Source organism: Aliikangiella litoralis (genome assembly GCF_052495765.1).
In genome coordinates, this window is record NZ_CP199292.1 from 3520752 (window position 1) to 3541235 (window position 20484).

At 37.1% G+C, this 20484-nt stretch carries 21 protein-coding genes; 15 read left to right on the top strand and 6 right to left on the bottom strand.

The window, feature by feature from the left end:
* Positions 1 to 124: 124 nt before the first annotated feature.
* From ACT5E3_RS14545 to ACT5E3_RS14580, 8 genes are all read left to right on the top strand, one after another.
* Complete coding sequence (locus tag ACT5E3_RS14545; RefSeq protein WP_444994268.1) at positions 125 to 853, top strand: hypothetical protein; 729 nt, start codon at positions 125 to 127, stop codon at positions 851 to 853.
* A 10-nt stretch (positions 854 to 863) separates the two neighbouring features.
* A complete protein-coding gene (locus tag ACT5E3_RS14550) occupies positions 864 to 1256 on the top strand; it encodes a hypothetical protein (protein ID WP_444994269.1) in 393 nt (130 codons plus the stop codon).
* A 289-nt stretch (positions 1257 to 1545) separates the two neighbouring features.
* Positions 1546 to 1989: a DUF4265 domain-containing protein gene (locus ACT5E3_RS14555; protein ID WP_444994270.1), complete on the top strand. Its 444-nt coding sequence runs from the start codon at positions 1546 to 1548 to the stop codon at positions 1987 to 1989.
* A 66-nt stretch (positions 1990 to 2055) separates the two neighbouring features.
* Positions 2056 to 2472 carry a hypothetical protein gene (locus ACT5E3_RS14560; protein ID WP_444994271.1) on the top strand — a complete coding sequence of 139 codons (417 nt, stop codon included), beginning with the start codon at positions 2056 to 2058 and terminating at the stop codon, positions 2470 to 2472.
* Between the two features lie 83 nt (positions 2473 to 2555).
* A complete protein-coding gene (locus ACT5E3_RS14565) occupies positions 2556 to 3134 on the top strand; it encodes a T6SS immunity protein Tdi1 domain-containing protein (protein ID WP_444994272.1) in 579 nt (192 codons plus the stop codon).
* A gap of 211 nt (positions 3135 to 3345) precedes the next feature.
* Positions 3346 to 3585, top strand: a complete 240-nt coding sequence (locus ACT5E3_RS14570; protein WP_444994273.1) for a hypothetical protein — start codon at positions 3346 to 3348, stop codon at positions 3583 to 3585.
* A gap of 195 nt (positions 3586 to 3780) precedes the next feature.
* A complete protein-coding gene (locus ACT5E3_RS14575; protein ID WP_444994237.1) occupies positions 3781 to 4107 on the top strand; it encodes an IS630 transposase-related protein in 327 nt (108 codons plus the stop codon).
* Positions 4085 to 4621 (top strand): IS630 family transposase, encoded by a 537-nt coding sequence (locus tag ACT5E3_RS14580; RefSeq protein WP_444998609.1) that lies wholly within the window; start codon positions 4085 to 4087, stop codon positions 4619 to 4621. The genes ACT5E3_RS14575 and ACT5E3_RS14580 overlap by 23 nt, the downstream gene beginning before the upstream one ends.
* Before the next feature lie 273 nt (positions 4622 to 4894).
* Here the strand turns inward: ACT5E3_RS14580 and aroC are convergent, their stop codons facing one another.
* The 4 genes from aroC to ACT5E3_RS14600 all read right to left on the bottom strand — a co-directional run bounded on the left by aroC (position 4895) and on the right by ACT5E3_RS14600 (position 8772).
* A complete protein-coding gene (aroC, locus tag ACT5E3_RS14585; protein WP_444994274.1) occupies positions 4895 to 5977 on the bottom strand; it encodes a chorismate synthase in 1083 nt (360 codons plus the stop codon).
* Positions 5978 to 6054: 77 nt separating this feature from the next.
* Positions 6055 to 7071, bottom strand: a complete 1017-nt coding sequence (tyrA, locus tag ACT5E3_RS14590) for a bifunctional chorismate mutase/prephenate dehydrogenase (RefSeq protein WP_444994275.1) — start codon at positions 7069 to 7071, stop codon at positions 6055 to 6057.
* Positions 7058 to 8323, bottom strand: a complete 1266-nt coding sequence (gene aroA / locus ACT5E3_RS14595) for a 3-phosphoshikimate 1-carboxyvinyltransferase (RefSeq protein WP_444994276.1) — start codon at positions 8321 to 8323, stop codon at positions 7058 to 7060. Before aroA ends, tyrA begins: the two co-directional genes overlap by 14 nt.
* 131 nt (positions 8324 to 8454) lie before the next feature.
* Positions 8455 to 8772, bottom strand: coding sequence for a DUF6122 family protein (locus tag ACT5E3_RS14600; protein WP_444994277.1), 318 nt, complete (start codon positions 8770 to 8772; stop codon positions 8455 to 8457).
* Positions 8773 to 9030: 258 nt separating this feature from the next.
* On the opposite strand from ACT5E3_RS14600, the gene pabB reads away from it, so the two are divergent.
* The 3 genes from pabB to ACT5E3_RS14615 are packed head-to-tail and all read left to right on the top strand — an operon-like array spanning position 9031 to position 12414.
* Entirely contained in the window at positions 9031 to 10452 is a 1422-nt protein-coding gene (pabB, locus tag ACT5E3_RS14605; protein WP_444994278.1) for an aminodeoxychorismate synthase component I, read from the top strand.
* Positions 10439 to 11023: a CoA pyrophosphatase gene (locus tag ACT5E3_RS14610; RefSeq protein WP_444994279.1), complete on the top strand. Its 585-nt coding sequence runs from the start codon at positions 10439 to 10441 to the stop codon at positions 11021 to 11023. Before pabB ends, ACT5E3_RS14610 begins: the two co-directional genes overlap by 14 nt.
* Positions 11024 to 11046: 23 nt before the next feature.
* Positions 11047 to 12414, top strand: a complete 1368-nt coding sequence (locus ACT5E3_RS14615; protein ID WP_444994280.1) for an L-serine ammonia-lyase — start codon at positions 11047 to 11049, stop codon at positions 12412 to 12414.
* A gap of 126 nt (positions 12415 to 12540) precedes the next feature.
* Here ACT5E3_RS14615 and ACT5E3_RS14620 read toward each other — a convergent pair whose 3' ends face one another.
* Together ACT5E3_RS14620 and ACT5E3_RS14625 are read right to left on the bottom strand one after the other, a co-directional pair.
* The gene (locus ACT5E3_RS14620) at positions 12541 to 13206 is read right to left on the bottom strand and encodes an ATP-binding protein (protein ID WP_444994281.1); all 666 of its coding nucleotides are present in this window, start codon (positions 13204 to 13206) and stop codon (positions 12541 to 12543) included.
* 68 nt (positions 13207 to 13274) lie between these two features.
* Positions 13275 to 14150, bottom strand: a complete 876-nt coding sequence (locus ACT5E3_RS14625) for a universal stress protein (RefSeq protein ID WP_444994282.1) — start codon at positions 14148 to 14150, stop codon at positions 13275 to 13277.
* Positions 14151 to 14408: 258 nt separating this feature from the next.
* On the opposite strand from ACT5E3_RS14625, the gene ACT5E3_RS14630 reads away from it, so the two are divergent.
* From ACT5E3_RS14630 to ACT5E3_RS14645, 4 genes are all read left to right on the top strand, one after another.
* On the top strand, positions 14409 to 16895 hold the full coding sequence (locus tag ACT5E3_RS14630) for an EAL domain-containing protein (protein ID WP_444994283.1): 2487 nt from the start codon (positions 14409 to 14411) through the stop codon (positions 16893 to 16895).
* A 163-nt stretch (positions 16896 to 17058) separates the two neighbouring features.
* Complete coding sequence (locus tag ACT5E3_RS14635) at positions 17059 to 18861, top strand: thiamine pyrophosphate-binding protein (protein ID WP_444994284.1); 1803 nt, start codon at positions 17059 to 17061, stop codon at positions 18859 to 18861.
* Between the two features lies 1 nt (position 18862).
* Positions 18863 to 19690, top strand: coding sequence for a citryl-CoA lyase (locus tag ACT5E3_RS14640; protein ID WP_444994285.1), 828 nt, complete (start codon positions 18863 to 18865; stop codon positions 19688 to 19690).
* Positions 19687 to 20484 (top strand): citrate/2-methylcitrate synthase, encoded by a 798-nt coding sequence (locus ACT5E3_RS14645; protein ID WP_444994286.1) that lies wholly within the window; start codon positions 19687 to 19689, stop codon positions 20482 to 20484. Before ACT5E3_RS14640 ends, ACT5E3_RS14645 begins: the two co-directional genes overlap by 4 nt.

Sequence of the window (20484 nt, forward strand, 5' to 3'; positions counted from 1 at the left end):
GTCGGTTTAGCCTCATCATTTGAGACAGTCAATCATTAAGATGATGGATTGGTTAAACCAACTGAACTTTTCACTAAGTAAACAACCAAGCCTTTGGGTGGTTTGGTATTAAACAGGAGTTTTTATGCGAATTAGGAAATTAATGAATGTCTCAATAGGTTTGGGTCTTTTGGCGACGGTGGCTTCACTCACCGCTGCTCCCGATGACCCCGTCGAAGAGTTTGATAAAACGGCCGATAAAAATATATTGGCACGATTAAAAGTATCGGAAGAGATTACCCCGCATACGATTGATTTGTTAGGTGAACGAATTGACATGAATTCGGGCTCAATCAGTTTTCATCAAACCGACATTTCAATCCCCGGTAATTCCAATTTAGAAGTTGCCTTACGACGTGTTTTTCGAGGCGCACAATATGTGTATATGAACAAAGCAGAATTAGGCGATTGGCAATTGGATATTCCTCATATTCATACTTCACTCTATCGAAAAGGTTTTGGTATGACGGGTTCTTGGGGAGAGAATAAAGAATGCTCAGGTCCGTTAAATCCAGGGCCTACGACTTTCCGTGGCAATTTAATGGATAGCTACCAATATTGGAATGGGGATTCACTGAATATTCCTGGCGTGGCAAATGATAAATTACTTGAACCCTTCGATGTGTTAATGGAAGAACCTGGCGACAAAATTAAATATCGGCGAGTGACTAAAAGTAATTGGCGAATTGAATGTATTCCAAGGTACGACTCAGCAGGCACACAAGTGGTAACGAATACTAGCACAACAGGACAAGTTTCAAGCGCCTCTAAATTGGAAGCTTTAAAAAGTGGCTTAACAGAACAAAGTAATTAAGGTTGAAGTTATGTATAGAAAATTGATTTTTTGTTGCTCGTTTTTAATCTTGGCATCATGTAGTAAATTACCGTTAAAAACAGAATTTATCGAAGGGTGTTGGAATGTAAGTCTTTTAAAGTTGGGAGAGTACACATTAAAGTTGGGTGTTGTAGAAGTTTTTGATCAAAGCGATCAAGTTGTTTGGTCAATGAGACCCAAAAGTGAGACGGCTGTGCGAATTGGTCGAATAAAATTGTGTGAGGGGAGTAATGAGATAACTGCGCAAAGTACTCTGTCAGTCGATGAGATAGATGCGTTTCCTCAGAATAGCTCTCATTTTACTTTAGAAAAGAGCCAATACAAATTGGTGATATCCAGCCCCGAATACAAGCAAAGCCGAAGTGTTATGCTTGAATTTTAAAGCAGAGGGCAGGACATCCACTGTTTCAAACGCACCAATTGGTGCGTTTTGTTTTTGATGACTTGCAGCTCGGTAGGCTGGGTTAGCCAAATGCGTAACCCAACAGATTAAAACGAGCATTCAACTGTAAAAAACAGGAATTAAAATCAAAAACAACTGTATTTATTTGCACGTCACTTTAAATATTTACATTGTTATTCTAGTTATTCGAACAGCCATAACAGATACTTGTTATGGCTAAATGCACAGCGATTTATACTAGTATGAATACTTAGGTGAGTTTGAGTTAATGAGCAATGAAAGAAAAACCCAGATAACCATAGAGCTTACACCAGAGCAAAGTGAGGGCTTGCCTGTCTCTACCGAAAGCCTGTGGTTTCTGAAAGAAGGAGACTTTTATAGATTAATAAATATCCCTTTCTTCATTGATAACTTGTCAATCGAAGATCTTGTTTCTATTTCGAAGAAAAATAGTGGTAATTATGAGATTGAAAAAATAATTGAGAAATCGGGGAATAGTACCATTTGGGTAACATTAAATGATGAAGAAAAGGGATTAAATATACTAAATCAACTTCATAGTTTGGGGTGTGGTTTTGAAGGTGGAGTTCTAAATAATTATTATACCATTAATATTCCTGAAAAAATTTCGATTAATGACGTTGATAATATAATAGGCAATGCCGAAAAAGTTGAAATACTTGCTGCATATGACTCTTCAATACGTCATTAAAATGGTTTGTTTTAGGTTTTCTCAAAAATAAATATTAAATATAATTAGTGTTCGCTTTGTAAAAGAATGGATCCAAACAACATTTATGCAACACCTTCTTCAAATATAGAAGGAGACAAAGATAAACGTATATCAATTCTTCGATTGATAATTGGAGTTATCTTAGGGTACTTTTTGGTTGATATATCATCATCAATATATTGGCTAGTTTTAAAAATGTTTTACAGCATTTCTATGGAATCATTTAAGTTTTCACTTTTAAGCGGCATATTTGATTTTATATCAGCTTGCTTAGTTGCTTTTATTTGTAAGAATGGTGAACTTAAATCAGTTTTCATTTTAGCGATATATAGCTTTGTAGAATCTTACTTTTACATGGAAGTTATAACTATTAAAGAATCCTTTTACTCATTATTTTTCTTTTTGTGCATGATGCTTGGTGGTGGCTTAATATATTTTTTTAGAAATAGAAAGCCTGAGTAACAACAAGTTTATAAGTTACTAAATAAAAAAGCAACCTGCCGGAACCAAAGTTTGTAGTGTAAAAATTTGTGATGGATAAATAAATGTTTAATTCCTTTTTAAATAAATATGCAGTTGAAAAAACACTGGAAATAGCTGATGAAATTAAAATTCCTGAGCGCATGAAAACTATAGAAGGAGCTTCTGATTTTCTTACAGAATATCCAGGAGCATCGTTTGGAGATGGTTTATACAGAATTATTCCTTTTGATGAAGTTTATAAGTGGAATAAATTGGTAGTAGGAATTTTTAGTCAATTTAGTGGGAACATTGATTGCTTCGCCATTGACTGGTTAGGTCGTGTATTTGCTTGGGACTATAATAAGAAAAAAGTACTTTCTTTAGATCCAGGGTTTGGCGAGGCAATGGTTATTCCATGCACATTTGTAGACTTACATGATATAGAATTCGTTGAATATAGTGATGAATCGTTATCTTCAGGTTTTTATGATGAGTGTATTGCTAGGCAAGATGTGAGGGTTACGACTAGCAAGTGTTTTGGATACAAAATATCGCCTTTCCTAGGAGGGGAAGATTCAGTAGATAACATTGAGCTAGTAGATCTTGAAGTTTATTGGTCTACTTCTACTGATATTTACAATAGTATACAAAATAACAAGTAGTTCTCAAACTTGCCTTCAGTTGAAGGCAAGTTTTTAATGAGTATAAATACAGATTACAAGCCTGTAACCCAATTGAGATTTGATGATTTTTGATAATCTCACCAACAATAGGCCATTATTTATATACTATTACTTAGCGCTCTCAAGCCTATTAGTTTATATTGATAACGCAATAACAATAATTACAAAATAATTTTAGACGTGAGTTTAAGTGACTAGAAAAAACTATATTTTTGAGCTGATAAGATATTTAATCATTTATCCACTATATTACATATTAGGTATGTTTGCTGCTGCTGTATTGTGTCAGTTTATTATGGGGTGGAGTTATACTGAAACAAAAGTGTTTTTCTTTGTATTAGCCGGTGGTATGTGGATTGTAAGTTACATTATTCACTTTAATTTGTTTTTGTTTTCACTCAAAGGGCTAAAATCAACAAAGTCTGTTTAATGAAAATATGAGTTAGAGTGATTACCTATTGTTGCCCAAATTAAAACCATGATTTTTATCAAGTTATTCATCATAATATTTTGTGACTTTATGATGAGCTCTCATCTTGGTGCGCTTTTTACAATTCTATGTAGCCGTCCGAATTGCTATCGTATAATTTATAGCTAAATAGGTTTATTATGGCATAATACTCACATGACTTATCCGATAGCATTTCGCCAACACGTCTTGGCTTATAAACAGAAACACGGTTTAACCTTTGAAGAAACCGGAGAGCACTTTGATATATCCATGCGAAGCCTTCTTCGTTGGAATAAAAACATTGAGCCTTGTGCGAAAAAAAATAGACCCAGCATCAAGCTTTGCATGGAGACACTGAAAAAAGATGTCGAAGATTTCCCTGATGATTATCAATGGGAACGAGCCAAGCGCTTTGGTGTTTCGCAACCGAGTATTCACGATGCTCTCAAACGGTTAAATAAGAGCTATAAAAAAAACACTGTGCCACCCCAAAGCAGATGAATTAAAGCGGGCGAGGTTTCAACAACAACTTAGTCGGTACGAGCAGTTAGGAAAGCCTGTCGTTTATTTGGATGAAAGTGGATTTGCTCAATCCTCACCTCGTACTCATGGTTATTCGGACAAAGGTCAACGCTGTTATGGTGTTCATGATTGGCATGCCAAAGGTCGTATTAATGCTATTGGGGCAATTATCCGAAATACCTTTGTGACTTTAAGTTTGTTTGCCGGAAGTATTAATGCGGATGTTTTTCATGCTTGGGTAACACAAGATTTGTTACCTAAAGTTCCCTCTAATGCGGTGATTGTGATGGATAATGCCAGCTTTCATAAGCGTAAAGACATCTGTGAAGCTATTGAGAAAAAGGGATGTATTTTGCAATGGTTACCTCCTTATAGCCCTGACTTAAATCCGATTGAAAAAAAGTGGGCGCAAGCTAAAGCTATCAGACGAAAAAAAAGATGTTCCGTTGATGAGCTATTTCAGGAGGACTGTCTATATGACAAAATAAACTGATCCAGCTATACCAAATTATCGGTCATAAGATCCCATGATCTGATGACCGTTTTACCACACTCTCATCATCACTTTTTTTCCGTTTACCCAATTAAAATCGAACGTTTTACCAAACAGCATCATATTTACCATCATAACTTCGGATGTTAAAAAGCCAAAATCATCGTTATGATGATTTTGGCTTTCTCTCGAACCGTATTATTTTCTTATCAGTTATGACACTTGCTGTTTGATCAATTCCTCATGACAGTTGCCCCAAAATAAATAACCTTACTAAGCCTGATAAGCTCTGTAACGTAACCAATGATCGCAGAGCACTAAAGCAGCCATAGCATCAACAATAGGAACAGCCCTTGGCAAAACACAAGGATCGTGGCGCCCTCTTCCCTGATACTCTAACGAGTTTCCTTGTAAATCAACGGTTTTTTGTTTCTGCATTAAAGTAGCAACTGGCTTAAAAGCGACTCTAAAATTAATATCCATACCATTAGAAATACCGCCTTGTATGCCACCAGAAAAATTGGAATGTGTTTTTATTGAATCAAATTCATCTTTATAAAAAATATCGTTGTGTTCGCTGCCAGTCATTTCGGTTCCAGCAAAACCAGAACCAAACTCAAAACCTTTACTAGCATTAATTGAGAGCATGGCTTTTGCTAAGTCAGCTTCTAGCTTATCAAACAGTGGTTCACCTAAACCAATAGGCGTATTTTTAATCACACATTTAACAATACCACCAATGGTGTCGCCTTGTTTGCGAATTTCAAGAATCTTTTCTTCCATCACTTTTGCCGCTTCAATATCTGGGCAACGGACAGGATTGCTTTCAATCAAATCAGTCGTCACAACATCAGCTTCGATATTAGCTCGAATACTACCCACAGAGTCCACCCAGGAAAGTATTTCTATTTTTTCACTCGCAAGAACTTTCAAAGCAATAGCCCCCGCCGCCACATTAGCTGCGGTTGTTCGAGCAGAGCTTCTTCCGCCACCGGATGCATCTCTAATTCCATACTTTTTCTGATAAGTAAAATCGGCATGGCTCGGGCGAAATAATGTTGCAAACTCATCATAATCCTTTGAACGAGAGTTACTGTTTTTAATCATTAAACTAATTGCAGTCCCCGTTGTTTTGCCATCAACCACGCCAGACAATATTGTCACTTGATCGGCTTCATTACGTTGTGTCACTATTTGGCTTTGACCTGGCCGACGTTTGTCTAAAAAAGGCTGTATATCTGCCTCAGTCAAACTTAAGCCTGCAGGACATCCTTCTACCACACAGCCAATTGCGGGGCCATGCGACTCGCCCCAGTTAGTCACTTTAAACAACTTACCTAAACTATCTCCAGACATTCTACAATTTACTCTTGGTTAAATTATTTTAACAGCCTATAACAATAAACAGCCTGTTCAGTGTTTTATCAATAGGGTTATTTACTCTGTTCACTTTTTACTTTATTCGCCGCACTCAGCATTAAGCCACTTTCAATTAAACATTCTTGAGCAAAACAACCAAACCAATCTCGGGTTTGTAAAAATGCAGCCTTAAACGAACTTTTGTCATTTTGCTTTAAAGTCATCAATAATTGCTCAAACCTTTTTATATAGCGCTCCATCATCTCTATATTATCCTGATTAGCAAAAATAATCTCGGTATATAAATCTGGTTCTTGAGCAAATAAACGCCCAACCATTGCTAACTCTAAACGATAAATAGGCGAACTCATTGCCAATATATCATCTAAACACACATCTTCTTTAGCCAAATGTACCCCATAGACAGCAGTTGAAAAGTGGCGTAATACCTGTACAAAAGCCATTGTCTGATCATGTTTTTCGGCGGTCACCGAATAAGTTTTAGCTTGCCAAACTTGTATTTGCTGTTCTAACCATTGATAGTTTGATTTACCTCTGCCATGACAGATCACAACCGTTTGGCCTTGAATATCTTTAACATCTGGCCCGAACATAGGATGCAAACCAACAACACTTCCAGAATGGACATTTAACATATTGTCGATTGGCTTGGCTTTAATACTAGTTAAATCGGTTAACACACAATCTGGAGGTAATGGTGGTAATTGTTGAATCACTTGTTCGGTAACATCAATGGGAACAGCCACAACAACTAGTGCTGCATTTTGTAATATCTTATCTGCTTGATGCCACTCGGTTGCTTCTAAAATTTGTACCGAATATTTTGACAAAGAAAACAAGCGTACAAATATTCGCCCCAGTTGCCCATTCCCCCCCACAATAACAACTTTTCGATTACCTTGCTTAGTACACTGATATAACGCAGTCGTATTATCGTCAGTAAGCGGTTCGCTCACTAGTTCATCTCGACGCTTTGATAATCTCGCAATATATTGTTCTATCTCTTCAAGAGAAAGCTCTTCAATATCCAACTTTTTATTCAATGGCTGGCTGTTCCTAATATTGCTCACACTTAATACCTATTGCCTCAAGAAAATCCCAATATGTGGGAAAAGATTTTTCAACGACATTCGCGTCTTTTATCTTTATTCCTTCGGTTTTAATTCCTATCAGTGCCAAACTCATAGCCATGCGATGATCTTCATGAGTAGAAAATTCAGCTGCTTTTGGATGTCCTCCATGTATTACTAAATAGTCTTCTCCTGATTCGACTTGAATTCCTGTTTTACGAATTTCATTCGCGGTATCTTCAATTCGATTAGATTCTTTATAGGCAAGGTGCGCAATATTAGTAATTTTAGTCGCTCCATTAGCAAAACAAGCGACTGCAGCTAAAGTTTGCACAGCATCGGGCATTTCTCCCATATCAACTTCTATAGCATTAAGTTCTCGACTTCCTTGAATCACAAGATCATCACCTGAACGAGTAACATTAACGCCCATTTTTTCAAGTACCTGATAAAATTTTGCTTCACCTTGAACAGAATCAAAGTCAAAACTCGTAATTGTAACCCTTCCTCCACTAATAGCAGCGGCTCCCATAAAATAGGTCGCCGAAACAGTATCTCCAGGTATCGCATATTCAATGCCATGATAAACCTGCCCTGACTTAACCCGAAAGCCATTCTCTAATTCTTCAACTTTAACGCCCATTTTAGCCATAAGTCTTATTGTCATATCTACATAGGCTCTAGAAACTTGTTCTCCAATCAGTTGAACTTCCAAGCCCGCTTCAAGTAGAGGGGCTATGATCAGCAATGCACTAAGGTACTGACTACTCCGACTTGAATCGAGGGCACAGTGATTTTGCTTTATCGGTCCATGAATGATTGCAGGCAAACAATCATTTGGGCTATCTATTTTGACGGATAAGCTTTTTAAAGCATCAAATAATTCAAGCATTGGTCTAGTCGCCATTTTATCTGAGCAAGTAATTGCCACAGGAACACTTTCAAGCGCCGCAACGGCTGTAATAAAACGAGAAAAAGTGCCACTGTGTGCAGTAAAAATTTCAACCGCATTTTCAGGTAACCTCACCCGCGGCTTGACTATTAAACAGTTACTTTCACGGCTAAATAAATAACCAAGTTGTCGTAAACCATTAGTAGAAGTCACAATATCATGGTTTTCTACCACATTAGTCAGTTTAGATTCTGACCGAGCTAATGCGCACATAGGTAATAGCCGATTAGCAATATATTTACTACCCGGTAAGGTAACACTGGCATCAATTTTACCAGTAGAGATAATTTGTATATTCACGAGGACTTTGAGAGGATAAATTTTTTGTAGTTCAAATTTAACTGCTTACATGAACAAAGTAAATTGACTTTTGAGTATATAATTATTTTTTATTAAGTTAATTCAATTAACTGATTGAATATTCAACGATATCAGCCTTCAAACCAAAACTTCAAATTGACCCAACACTCTTGCCAATCTAATAACATATGCGTCAACAGTCCTATGCCGATTAGTCGAGTTTTATTGGGAATGAGTAAAAGCACATAAATACCAATAGCCCAACTAGTATGTAACGGATGAAAATTGATACTACATCGCTCAGCCACATAGATAGGCGTTGCCAGTAAATGATCGACATCAACCAACATGGTTAAACTCATCAAAAACCATGCTTTTTGCCAAGCTGTAGGATAAAAACTTTTCGCGATCAGCAGCGGAATAAGAAAATGTAGAAGTACATGCAACATGGTGCGCAATGCTACTGGATTTGGTATTAAAGATAAATAAAGTTATAAGGTCTTTCCAAGTATCAGTCAATTCACTTGAATAATATCGCTAATTGAACTGTAATGTATTTATTCTATCTAAAAATACTGGTTAATAAATAGTACTTTAGGAGACTTAACTCAAATGCTATATTGATTGAATAGCTGAAAAATGCATCTTCAAGTAGAATAGATATATCAATCAACTTCACCGTTAATAAAAAACCAAAGCTGTACCGAATGAACTCGATCCGACTCCCCTATCTAGACAAACAAAGAAAACTAACGGTTTTATCCGATCTGATAAAAAATCCCTGGGCAATATTACTCGATAGTGCAGGAGAAAATAATATACAATTCAGCCAGTATGATATTTTTACCTACCAACCAGATGTTACTTTAAGCTTCGATGGGCATCACTCACAAATTGACTCACCACACCAACTGCCAGAACTGGTGCTTTCTGATCCTATTGACTGCTTGCGTCAACTGCTTAATCATTTTAAACCTTCCAATAAACCGAAAGAAATACAACCCTTTATGGGTGGGTGGATGGGTTATATCAGCTATGATTTTGCACGAAACTTAGAAATACTCCCAGAAGATACAGTTGATGATATACAATTACCCCGTATCCAAATGGGTTTATACCGCTGGGCCCTAATCACCAACCACCAAGAACAATGGACTCGATTATTCAACTTTGGGGTGGATGCACAGCAATGGAACAAACTTTGCCAATATTTCAAACAATTAACTCAAGCAGATACGCTTAAAACAGATAAAAAATCATCCTCCAAACAACCTTTCCAATTACTCAGTCAATGGAAAAACAATACAAATAGACAAGATTACGAAAACGCTTTTAATACAATTCAAGCTTATATACTTGCTGGAGACTGCTATCAAGTTAACTATGCACAACGCTTTTCAGCTCAATATACTGGTTCAATCTATTCTGCCTATCAAGTTCTCTCTAAAGCCAACCAGGCACCTTTTTCTGCTTATTTAAATTTTGAAGACCATCAAATACTAAGTCTGTCCCCTGAACGATTTATAAAAAGTGAGCAAGGCAAGATCATCACACAACCCATCAAAGGGACAAGACCAAGACATCCTGACTTAGTGACCGATCAAGCTCTAGCCAATGAACTTAAGCATAGTGAAAAAGATAAAACTGAAAATTTAATGATTGTTGACCTACTCAGAAATGATCTCAGTCGAACTGCCGATAAAGCCAGTGTAATAGTTAGTGAGCTCTACCAACATTATCAATTTGAATCAGTACATCACTTAATTTCTACCATCGAATCTCGATTAGCTCCACAATATGATAATTTTGACTTACTAAAAACCACATTGCCAGGTGGCTCCATCACCGGAGCCCCCAAAATTAGAGCAATGGAAATTATTGAAGAATTAGAACCAATAAAACGCAACTTATATTGCGGAGTGATAGGTTATATCGACTTTCAAGGTAATATGGATACTAATATTTGCATTAGAACACTCATTGCTAAAAATGATCATATTTATTGCTGGGCAGGCGGTGGATTGGTCTCAGATTCAAAAGTTGATATCGAATACCAGGAAACTTTTGATAAATTAGCTAAAATACTACCTGTTTTAAATGAGTATTCACAACAAAATGTACCTAACTGAACTGCAAAACCAGCTGCTACCATTAACTGAACCCGCTAAATTGCAAGTGGCTTTAAAGTCTGCAGCTGTGTTAATGCCTCTAGTTAAACAGCCCAATAATGAATGGCAGGTAATATTGACACGGCGCGCAGAACACTTAAAACACCATCCAGGACAAATCAGTTTTCCTGGCGGCAGATATGAAAATAGTGATCCGAACCTAAGTTATACAGCATTGAGAGAAACACATGAAGAAATTGGTATTCATCCTGATAAAGTTAAACTAATTGGCCGTCTTCCACAACAACACACGGTATCTCAATATGAAATCACTCCTTATGTTGGTGTTATTGACGCTGATTATCGTGCTATTGCAGATCCTAACGAAGTTGAAGAAATTTTTACCGTCCCTCTCAGCTTTTTAACTAACGAGTCGAATCAACAATTAGTTAAAAAGAATGCAAATGATAAACAATATAACTACTACGTTATACGATATAAGCATTATAATATTTGGGGCGCAACTGCTAAAATTCTGGTCAATTTTGCACGTCGTACCAAATCATTGACGTCACTTAAATCGAATTCTTAACATTTATTTTTCAGAGGTGGACATTGGCAGTTTCAGTTTTTGATCTTTTTACTGTAGGCATAGGCCCTTCAAGCTCACATACCGTTGGTCCAATGCGTGCTGCACGCAAGTTTATTATGCAAGTTCTTGAATTAGACACCCCTGTTTATCGTGTATTATCTGAACTTTATGGCTCACTTGGTCATACAGGAAAAGGACATGGTAGTGATGTGGCTGTTTTACTGGGCTTAGAAGGCGAAAAACCTAATTTAGTAGACACAGACTCTGTTCCCTCACGATTAGAAGCAATTCGTAGAGATGGTAAGCTCAATTTAAATCAACAGACTGTCATTGATTATAATGACAAAGAAGATCTTATTTTTCATCGCAAAAAAACACTTCCCGGTCATGCAAATGGAATGAAATTCACCGCTTTTGATGAAAGTGGCAATATTTTATTAGAAAAAAAATACTACTCTGTCGGTGGAGGTTTTGTGATCAGCGATGATGCCGATCCCCAACCAATCAAAGATGCCCATCTAAAACTTCCTTATGATTTTCAGTCGGGTGATGAAATGCTCAAAATCGCCAAAGAAACGGGGATGAGTATTAGTAGCATAATGCTAGCAAATGAAAAGCAATGGCGCACTGAAGAAGAAATTTACGCTGGCCTTGATACTATTTGGGACACAATGAATGCTTGTATTGAAAAAGGAATGAAAACTGAAGGCGTATTACCGGGCGGCTATAAAGTGAAACGACGTGCGGTATCTTTACATCGTAAGCTATCAGCAAGCAATAGCGGAAATATTGATCCTTTATCGGCGATGGACTGGGTCAACTTATTTGCATTATCGGTTAATGAAGAAAATGCAGCTGGTGGTCGAGTGGTAACAGCTCCAACCAATGGCGCAGCAGGAATTATACCCGCAGTAATCAAATATTATGTCCATTTTTATAAACCAGAAGGCAGGGATAATATTAGGCGATTTCTACTTGCCTCCGCTGCAATTGGAATTTTATATAAACTAAATGCTTCAATTTCTGGTGCAGAAGTCGGCTGCCAAGGTGAAGTGGGAGTCGCTTGCTCAATGGCCGCCGCAGGCCTGACTGAAGCTTTAGGTGGAACCGCTAAGCAAGTAGAATGTGCAGCCGAAATAGGAATGGAACACAATTTAGGCTTAACTTGTGACCCTGTTGGAGGGTTAGTTCAAGTCCCTTGTATTGAACGTAATGCAATGGGTTCAATTAAAGCGATCAACGCTTCTCGCCTGGCTTTACAAGGAGACGGTGAGCAAAAGGTTTCGCTCGATAAAGTAATAAAAACTATGCGTGAAACCGGAGCAGACATGAAAACTAAGTATAAGGAAACTGCACGTGGCGGTTTAGCCGTTAACATTATTGAATGTTAATAAAATATAGATAACCATTGGTATACAACTTAATATGCAACGCCCGGTTGAATGAACTGGGCAAAGCAGCTCATTAGATTGCTTGTTAGCTACGCCTATAGTTAGCAATACTTTTCTTAATTAACTTTAAGCCTCTTTGGCATAAGGAATTTTTAAAACAAATTTTTGATCATTTTGGAAGTGAATAGAACCACTCATTTGTGTTAAAAAGCCTTTAACAACAGCCAAGCCAACATCTTTACTTCCTAATAACTCTCGACTAGAAAAAAATGGATTAAACAATTTTTTTTGTTGCTCGTTATTTAAAACCAAACCTTTATTGAATACTATAATTTTAATATTATTAGCTTGAGTGCTAACTTCGACTTGAGATTCTATATTTCCACTAAAATCGTCACAAAATTGGATTAATAAATTAATACAATATAAAAACCACTCTTCGTTAGTTTTTATTAACAAGGATCCGCACTCTTTATCCATTAACACTAAATCACGGTTTGGCTTGTTTATCTTTGTTAATAGAGTATCTAAATCATAAAGTTTCAGACCTACCTGCAAACGAGCAACTGAAGATAATAACTGCTTACCAAAATGAACAGCCTGATTACTAGACTCTAATGATGCATCTAATTGCGATTTAACTGTTTCCTGTTGACAGTCTAGCAAAGCTAGCTCAGTAAACCCCATGATACCAGATAAAAAATTGTTATATGCATGAACAGTCAAACCAATTATATCTTCAGAAGAAGAGTGTTGTGCTGCATTTTTATTTGTTGACTCTTTTTTATTCATTGCAACCTCTTTCCAAAAACAAAAAACGGGAGTAAAAACTCCCGCTTTATCTTTAAAGTAATCTAGCTTTACTTAATAACAACCACATCAGCAGAAACCTTATGCAATACACTTTCTGCAGTATTACCCATCATACGCCCTCTTAAACTTGTACGGGTTTTATTACCAATGATCACAACATCTGCATCAATTTTTTGTGAAATACGACAGATTTCTTTAGCAGGTTTACCTGAAACTAAATGCAAACGCTTACGGTTTAAGCCTGCATCATCAACTAACTTTCGTATCACAGGATCTAACGAAGCTTTCATTTTGCTTTCATATTCTTTAGGATCAATCAAATCCAAGTCCGCTAATGCCTTAGGTACAGCAATTGAGTAACATGCATGAACTTCACTTTTTGTGGCTTCAGCCAATTTAATTGTTTGGTTTAAAATATCTTCATTCAGCTGTAAAGTTCTTTTATTGTTTGAACCTAAATCAAGCGCAGCTAATAATACACCACCCTCTTTCCATTCTTTTTTACCAACAATCATAACCGCTTCTGGACAATGTCTCATTAGCTGCCAATCAGATGGTGTGTATAAAAAGGTTTCTGAACGATGGCCCGATTTAAAAACCATATCAAATGACTTTTGCTTACAGCGTGCTATAACCCAACGTTCAAATGAGCGCTCCCAAACTACATCGGTTTTAATTTTTATATCAGTGACATCAACAGTTTCTAAAAAAGCATCCATTTGTGCCTGTTTTTCATCGGTATATTTACGATGTACTTTTCTCTTATCCTCATGAGACAGTATTTCTGAACTATCAACGCCTGGTGCATGCACAAAGCCAACATATTCTATTACTGCACCTGTATTCCTAGCTATTTCTAGCGCATGATGAAAAGCCGACTCATTCCCACCTTTTCTATCAGCAATAACCAACAATTCCCGCATCTCTTACTCCAGAGGTTCATTTATTTCAAGTTAAGCAAGATTCTACCAATAAATCGCCTATTTTTCATAAAAGAATTCAATTTTTTTCTTATATGACAATAACTATTAAATTTCATATAACAGAAATAATGTGATAATTTTACATAATTCCATATTGGACTAAAACTCCGCGATTTGATTCGATTATGAGTTATACTCTAGATAAAACTAATAATAATCGCCCAGCCCAATTTAGGGAATATAGTAAAAAGAGGTAGCATGTCCGATCAAGTTTCGACTAAACAACTTTTGCTAGTCAACTCTAATAGCGAACGTCTCAAGGCGTTAGAGTTGCTATTATCTGGGAAAACCAGTTTTCAGATTGTTTCAGCTAGAGATGCTACGAGTGCGATTGAAATTTTACGTACAAAAGATATTCAGTTAATTATTAGTAATATTCAATTAGGTGATTTGGACGGTTGGCGGTTAGCCCGCTTAGTTCGCTCTGGCATACTGAGATGTGCCAAAGACACTCCATTTATTATTGTTGCTAACACTTGGTGTGAACACATTGCCAATACAACAGCCCGAGAATTTGGCATCAACCAATTAATAGCATTTGAGCAGCGTCATGAGCTACTCGATATTATTAATCAGCAGCAAATGACTAAACTCGAACAAGTTGCTAAAGCACCGCTTTTAGTGATTGAAGACAACCCTGACACAAGACATCTTGTCAGTAGAATACTCAGTCATCGGTTTATTGTAGACACAGCTGAAAATGGTGAAGCAGGACTTAACTTATGGCGTCAAAAATCATACTCATTAGTCTTATTAGACGTCATGCTGCCCGGTATGTCAGGCAATCAAGTACTAAAAGAAATTTTAAGCGAAACACCAACCCAGTCTGTTGTCATAATGACAGCCAATCATACAATAGAGCTTGCTGAAGAATTGATGTTGGCAGGTGCTGCTGACTTCATTACCAAACCATTTAGAGCAGAAGAACTTAGAAGAGCTTGCGAAAGTGCAGCAAGACGCGAAGACTTTATGGTAAGCAACCTTCAATTTGCTTCTAAAGTAAAATCTCTTAACCAAAGTCGTGCCGAATATAAACGCTTATCAGAGGCACACCAACACTTACTTGACCAGTTAGGTAGCGTTGTAATTGAACTGAATAGTGAAGGCGATATTTGTTTTCTTAATCAAGCATGGGAGAAATTAACCGGATATTCTGTTAGTGAAAGTCAACAACGTCCATTACTTGAATTTATGGAAAAATCTGAAATATCAAGCAACTACATTTCAAATGAGTTATTCACTGTTTTATCTGGAAAAGTCAGTTCTCACCGTTTTGAATTTCAATTAAAGAATAAACGAAGTGAAGAGTTATGGGTAGAAGCGAGGTTTGAAATATCCATCAATCAAGAACATAAAAACAGAACAATATCAGGAACCATTGATAATGTCACAGCTCGTAAAAAAGCCCAACGAGATCTTGAATATATGGCAATGCACGATGGCTTAACAGGGTTATTTAATCGTCACTTTTTTGAAACAGAGCTCAGACAATTTGCTGCGACAGCATGCAGAGGCAATGGCCCTCATGCCCTACTCTACTTAGATCTCGATCACTTTAAAGTCATTAATGATACTCTTGGCCACCATCAAGGTGATATTGTCCTTAAAAATATTTCTTCGCTCATATCAACCCGTTTACGTGAATCAGATACTCTAGCTAGAATTGGTGGCGATGAGTTTGCGTTGCTACTACCTAACACCAACCAACAGACAGCTTTAATGATCGCCGATGACATCTGTAAACTGTTAAGTGAATACCCTTGTAATTTGGAAGAACAGACATTTAAAGTAAATTGCTCAATTGGAATATCAGAGATCAATGGTAGAGAACCTAGTGCTAATGAATATATGAAACAAGCGGATATTGCATTGTACGCAGCCAAAAAGCAAGGTAGAAACCTTGCTCATATATATGATAAAAACGATGCTCACAGCAATGATTTACAAGCCAGTTTAGACTGGGCTAGAAAACTCCATCAAGCAGTTGCACAAGATAGCTTTCTCATCTACTTTCAACCTATTATCAACATTAAAACTCGTCAAGTCGTCTATTATGAGGCACTAGTCAGACTTGATATTGAAGGACGTATAGTATCTCCTGGCGAGTTCATACCTGCTTTAGAACGCGAAGGTGACATGAGTTTACTCGATCATCAAGTAATTAATAAAGCAATCAAATACCTTAACTTATACCCTCAATTAAAGAAAATATCGATCAACTTGTCAGCTCAAGGCTTTAGTGATGAACGCTTAGTGCCATTAATAAAAAATACCATTGAACAACATCAGGTTGATGCTAACCGTATTATTTTTGAGCTCACAGAAAGTGCTAGTTTAAGTAACATTACCGCCACTAGAAAAATTGTTTCTGCCATTGGTGAACTAGGTTGCGAGTTTTCTATTGATGACTTTGGAACAGGCTTTAGTACATTTAATTACATCAAACAGCTTCCTGCACAATCAGTCAAAATAGATGGCTCCTTTATTGTCGATTTAACTACTAATCATGTCGATCTTGCATTGGTTAAAGCAATCTATGAAGTCGCCACTGCATTAGATAAAAAAACAGTTGCCGAATTTGTAGAAACAGAAGAAACATTTTTATTACTAAAAGAAATAGGTGTTACTTATGCACAGGGTTACCATTTGGGCAAACCCAAACCCATAGAACATTTGTTTAAATAAAAAACACTTTAATATATACACCACAGAGATATATATCGCATAAAATTATATATATACCAGAATAAATTAAAAAATTAATTACAGCTGTTTAAATAATATCCTACACTTGTACTTCGTACCTACCATCTATATCTGGTAGCTAACAATTTGACAGGGTAGAAGTATGAAGTTATCTCTAGTCTCCAAAAAGAACAATCCAAATAAACAGCTAATAAAAAATTCATGGGACAACGCCGATCTAATCATTGAGTACCTCAATCTTCTAGAGGTTGAATATGTTTTTGGCGTTCCCGGAGGTGCAATAGAGCCAATGTATAATGCACTCTCTCGTTATCAAGGTAAAGGTCCTAAAATTATTGTCGCAAGGCATGAAGCTGGCGCAGCTTTTATGGCTGAGGGTTACGCACGAGAAACAGGCAAGCTCGGAGTGTGCTGCGCAACAACAGGCCCTGGAGCAACCAACTTATTAACAGGTGTTGCATCAGCTTATGTCGACAATATTCCAATGCTTGTAATAACAGCACAAACACCACTGCCTAAATTTGGCCGCAATGCCCTTCAAGAGTCATCGTGCACAGCCATCGATACTGTTGGTATATTCAGGCATTGTACAAGATATAACACGCTTGTATCACATACAGAGCAATTAAATGCTAAATTAATTTCAGCCATAATGGCCGCATTTAGAGTACCCGCAGGCCCTAGCCATATAAGCATACCTTCTGATATTTTACGCGCTTCATCAAGTACTAGCGAATTAACACAGGCCGACAAGTTAGTACACGATTTTGCATTAACAGATAATGCCGCTGTCCATAAACTTATGGATATACTAAAAAAAACAAAACGTGTAGCCCTATTTCTTGGCAAAGGCTGTGGCTCAGCCATTGAGCCAATTATGGAATTTGCAGAATTAACACGCTCACCAATTATTACGGGGCCAGCAGGAAAAAGATGGATAAACGGATTTCATCCTTTATACCGTGGGGTATTCGGTTTTGCAGGGCACAAAAGTGCCGAGGAAACGATCAAAGATAAAACCATTGACCTTCTGTTAGCCATTGGAACTCCCATTACTGAGCTAGGCACAGGTGGTTGGCAATCTCACTTGCTCAACGAAAAGTTAGTCCATATCGATTCTGCCATTGAACATTTTTCACGTTCACCAATGGCTCGTTTACATGTTTGTGGTGATATCAAATCAGTTTTTGAGCAGCTCAATGCAGATATTATATTAGGATTAAAATGGGGTCGAAAGTGGAATGCCCCAGATCCAGTAAAACAAAACTACCTTGCTCATCATATTCCAAGTAATGATCATGGCTACCAAATAAGACTGAATGATCCAGCTTCTTGCTATTCCAATCAAGTACCATTGAAACCGCAAAAAGTAGTGACTAAGTTTGCCAAAAAAATTCCTTCTGAGTTTCGTGTCCACATAGATGCCGGTAATGCCTGGGCCTGGTTTACCCATTACTTTCACCGCTCTAGCGCAAAAGGTCATTATCATATAGCTATGGGATTTGGCTCTATGGGCTGGGCCATTGGGGCATCTATAGGCAACAGCTTTGGCAGCAAACAACCAGCGGTATGCATTACGGGTGATGGTAGCTATTTAATGGCGGGCCAAGAAATCACCGTTGCATTACAACATCAGTTACCAGTCATTTTTGTGGTACTCAATGATGGAGCACTTGGCATGGTTAAGCATGGGCAAAAACTTGGTAATGCTGAAGAAGTTGGTTTTGAACTCCCGGAAATTAATTATGCAAAAATGGCAGAAGCAATGGGCATTATGGGAATTACAGTCGCAACACCAGCCGAGTTAAATAATATAGATTGGAGAGAACTCGGAAAACGTAATGCTCCAACACTTATAAATCTAATTATTGATCCCAATGAAGTCCCGCCAATGGGGCAAAGGGTGAAGGGGCTTGGTGACAGTTCGGCTACGCCGGGGGGGTAAAGTGAGTTCACATAAAATTCAAACTGCTATATGGCAAGAAGTTGCTCACCCTGATAACCCATTCCAAGCCGAGCAAGTTTTTTGCCACGGCTATGATTTAGTTAATGACTTAGTTAAAAATTCTTCTTGGATTGATTATTTATTCCTACTAATTTCTGGACGAAGAGCTAACCAAATAGAAAAAATACTTTTGGAAAAAATTTCAATTATTATTGCCAATCCAGGCATCAGAGATTTAAGTGTTCGCGCAGCAATGAATTCAGGTGTTGGTAAAGCACCACCAGCCTCAGTATTAACTTCAGCTCTAAATGTTGGAGCTGGGCAATATATGGGCTCAAGAGAAATAGCATTAACAATGAAGCTATGGAAAAAAAACTTTAATCAGGAAAAATTTGTTTTGTTAACTCAAGAAAAAGCTGAAAAAGATATTTGGCCAGAACTTGATCATATTCCTGGTTTTGATCCTCATGGGACAGTAACATCAGCTGTTGTTATCACTAGCTTAGACCAATTTAAAGAAACTATAACTGATGGATATCTTAATTGGCTTTATACTAATAAAAGTCAACTAGAAAAGCTAGCTAGTAGTCCCATCTCTCTAAGCTCTGTAGTTGCAGCAGCATTTTGTGATTTAAAAATCACAGAAGAACAAAGCGAGTATTTATATTTAATTCTAAGATTACCAGGAGCCGCGGCTCATGCTATGGAGCAAAGGCAACTTGGCTGGCGAAACTTCCCTTTTTTTTCAGAGTCTGTTCAGCTAGAATCAGAACCAGAGCCTAAAAAGCTTCCTGATATACAACACCTAGTTCAGCAATATATAAAATGAGCATTAACGATTTACAAACCTTACATCAGTGTTACCCTACTAATTCTGGTTTAGCTTATCTAAGTGAACGTTCTATTTTTAGAGGGAAAAATTTACATGATGATCTTAATCACTTATCTTGGTTTGAACTTAATCTGTTTGGTATTACTGGAAGAAGATATTCAGCCATAGAGCTAAAAATATTAAATTATATTTGGTTAAGCACCAGTTACTCAGATATTCGAATTTGGCCAAATAGAATTGCGGCTTTAGCTAGTAGTGCTAGAAGTACGCCTATCATGTCCCTTGTTGGTGGAATATCATCATGTGATGCCGAACTTTTTGTGGCTAAACCATTAGTCAGTTGCCTATCTATGTATCTACAACTGAAAAAAAGGCTAGACGACAACGAAGAACTAGATGCAGAACTACAAAAAAGGCTTGATAATAATGAAACCATTTATGGTTTTGGTAGACCTATATCTTCTATTGATGAACGAGTCCCACATCTAGTTTTATTTCTGAACTCTATGAAAAAAGATACAGGGTATTTCTTTAAATTAGCTTTTAAAATAGAAGATTTTTTAAAACGAAAAAAAAATATTCAAATGAATATTGCTGCACTTTATGCAGCAGTTTGCGCAGACTTAGGTTTCAATGAAGTGGAAATGAATTTATTTGTATCCCTACTTGTCGTTGCAGGAATGCCCCCATGTTACTTAGACACATTAGAAAAGCCTCCAGGCTCTATATTACCGATAAAGTGTGATGATGTGAAATATACAGGAAAACCATCAAAAAAGTGGTCAAACTAA

Excerpts from the sequence above, each read along its gene's own strand:
- ACT5E3_RS14555 (WP_444994270.1), top strand. The coding sequence starts at position 1,546 with ATGAGCAATGAAAGAAAAACCCAGATAACCATAGAGCTTACACCAGAG.
- ACT5E3_RS14575 (WP_444994237.1), top strand. The coding sequence starts at position 3,781 with ATGACTTATCCGATAGCATTTCGCCAACACGTCTTGGCTTATAAACAG.
- ACT5E3_RS14625 (WP_444994282.1), bottom strand. The coding sequence starts at position 14,150 with ATGCGGGAATTGTTGGTTATTGCTGATAGAAAAGGTGGGAATGAGTCG.
- ACT5E3_RS14620 (WP_444994281.1), bottom strand. The coding sequence starts at position 13,206 with ATGAATAAAAAAGAGTCAACAAATAAAAATGCAGCACAACACTCTTCT.
- ACT5E3_RS14600 (WP_444994277.1), bottom strand. The coding sequence starts at position 8,772 with ATGTTGCATGTACTTCTACATTTTCTTATTCCGCTGCTGATCGCGAAA.
- pabB (WP_444994278.1), top strand. The coding sequence starts at position 9,031 with ATGAACTCGATCCGACTCCCCTATCTAGACAAACAAAGAAAACTAACG.
- ACT5E3_RS14635 (WP_444994284.1), top strand. The coding sequence starts at position 17,059 with ATGAAGTTATCTCTAGTCTCCAAAAAGAACAATCCAAATAAACAGCTA.
- ACT5E3_RS14565 (WP_444994272.1), top strand. The coding sequence starts at position 2,556 with ATGTTTAATTCCTTTTTAAATAAATATGCAGTTGAAAAAACACTGGAA.
- aroC (WP_444994274.1), bottom strand. The coding sequence starts at position 5,977 with ATGTCTGGAGATAGTTTAGGTAAGTTGTTTAAAGTGACTAACTGGGGC.
- ACT5E3_RS14550 (WP_444994269.1), top strand. The coding sequence starts at position 864 with ATGTATAGAAAATTGATTTTTTGTTGCTCGTTTTTAATCTTGGCATCA.
- ACT5E3_RS14545 (WP_444994268.1), top strand. The coding sequence starts at position 125 with ATGCGAATTAGGAAATTAATGAATGTCTCAATAGGTTTGGGTCTTTTG.
- ACT5E3_RS14610 (WP_444994279.1), top strand. The coding sequence starts at position 10,439 with ATGTACCTAACTGAACTGCAAAACCAGCTGCTACCATTAACTGAACCC.
- ACT5E3_RS14630 (WP_444994283.1), top strand. The coding sequence starts at position 14,409 with ATGTCCGATCAAGTTTCGACTAAACAACTTTTGCTAGTCAACTCTAAT.
- ACT5E3_RS14645 (WP_444994286.1), top strand. The coding sequence starts at position 19,687 with ATGAGCATTAACGATTTACAAACCTTACATCAGTGTTACCCTACTAAT.
- ACT5E3_RS14560 (WP_444994271.1), top strand. The coding sequence starts at position 2,056 with ATGGATCCAAACAACATTTATGCAACACCTTCTTCAAATATAGAAGGA.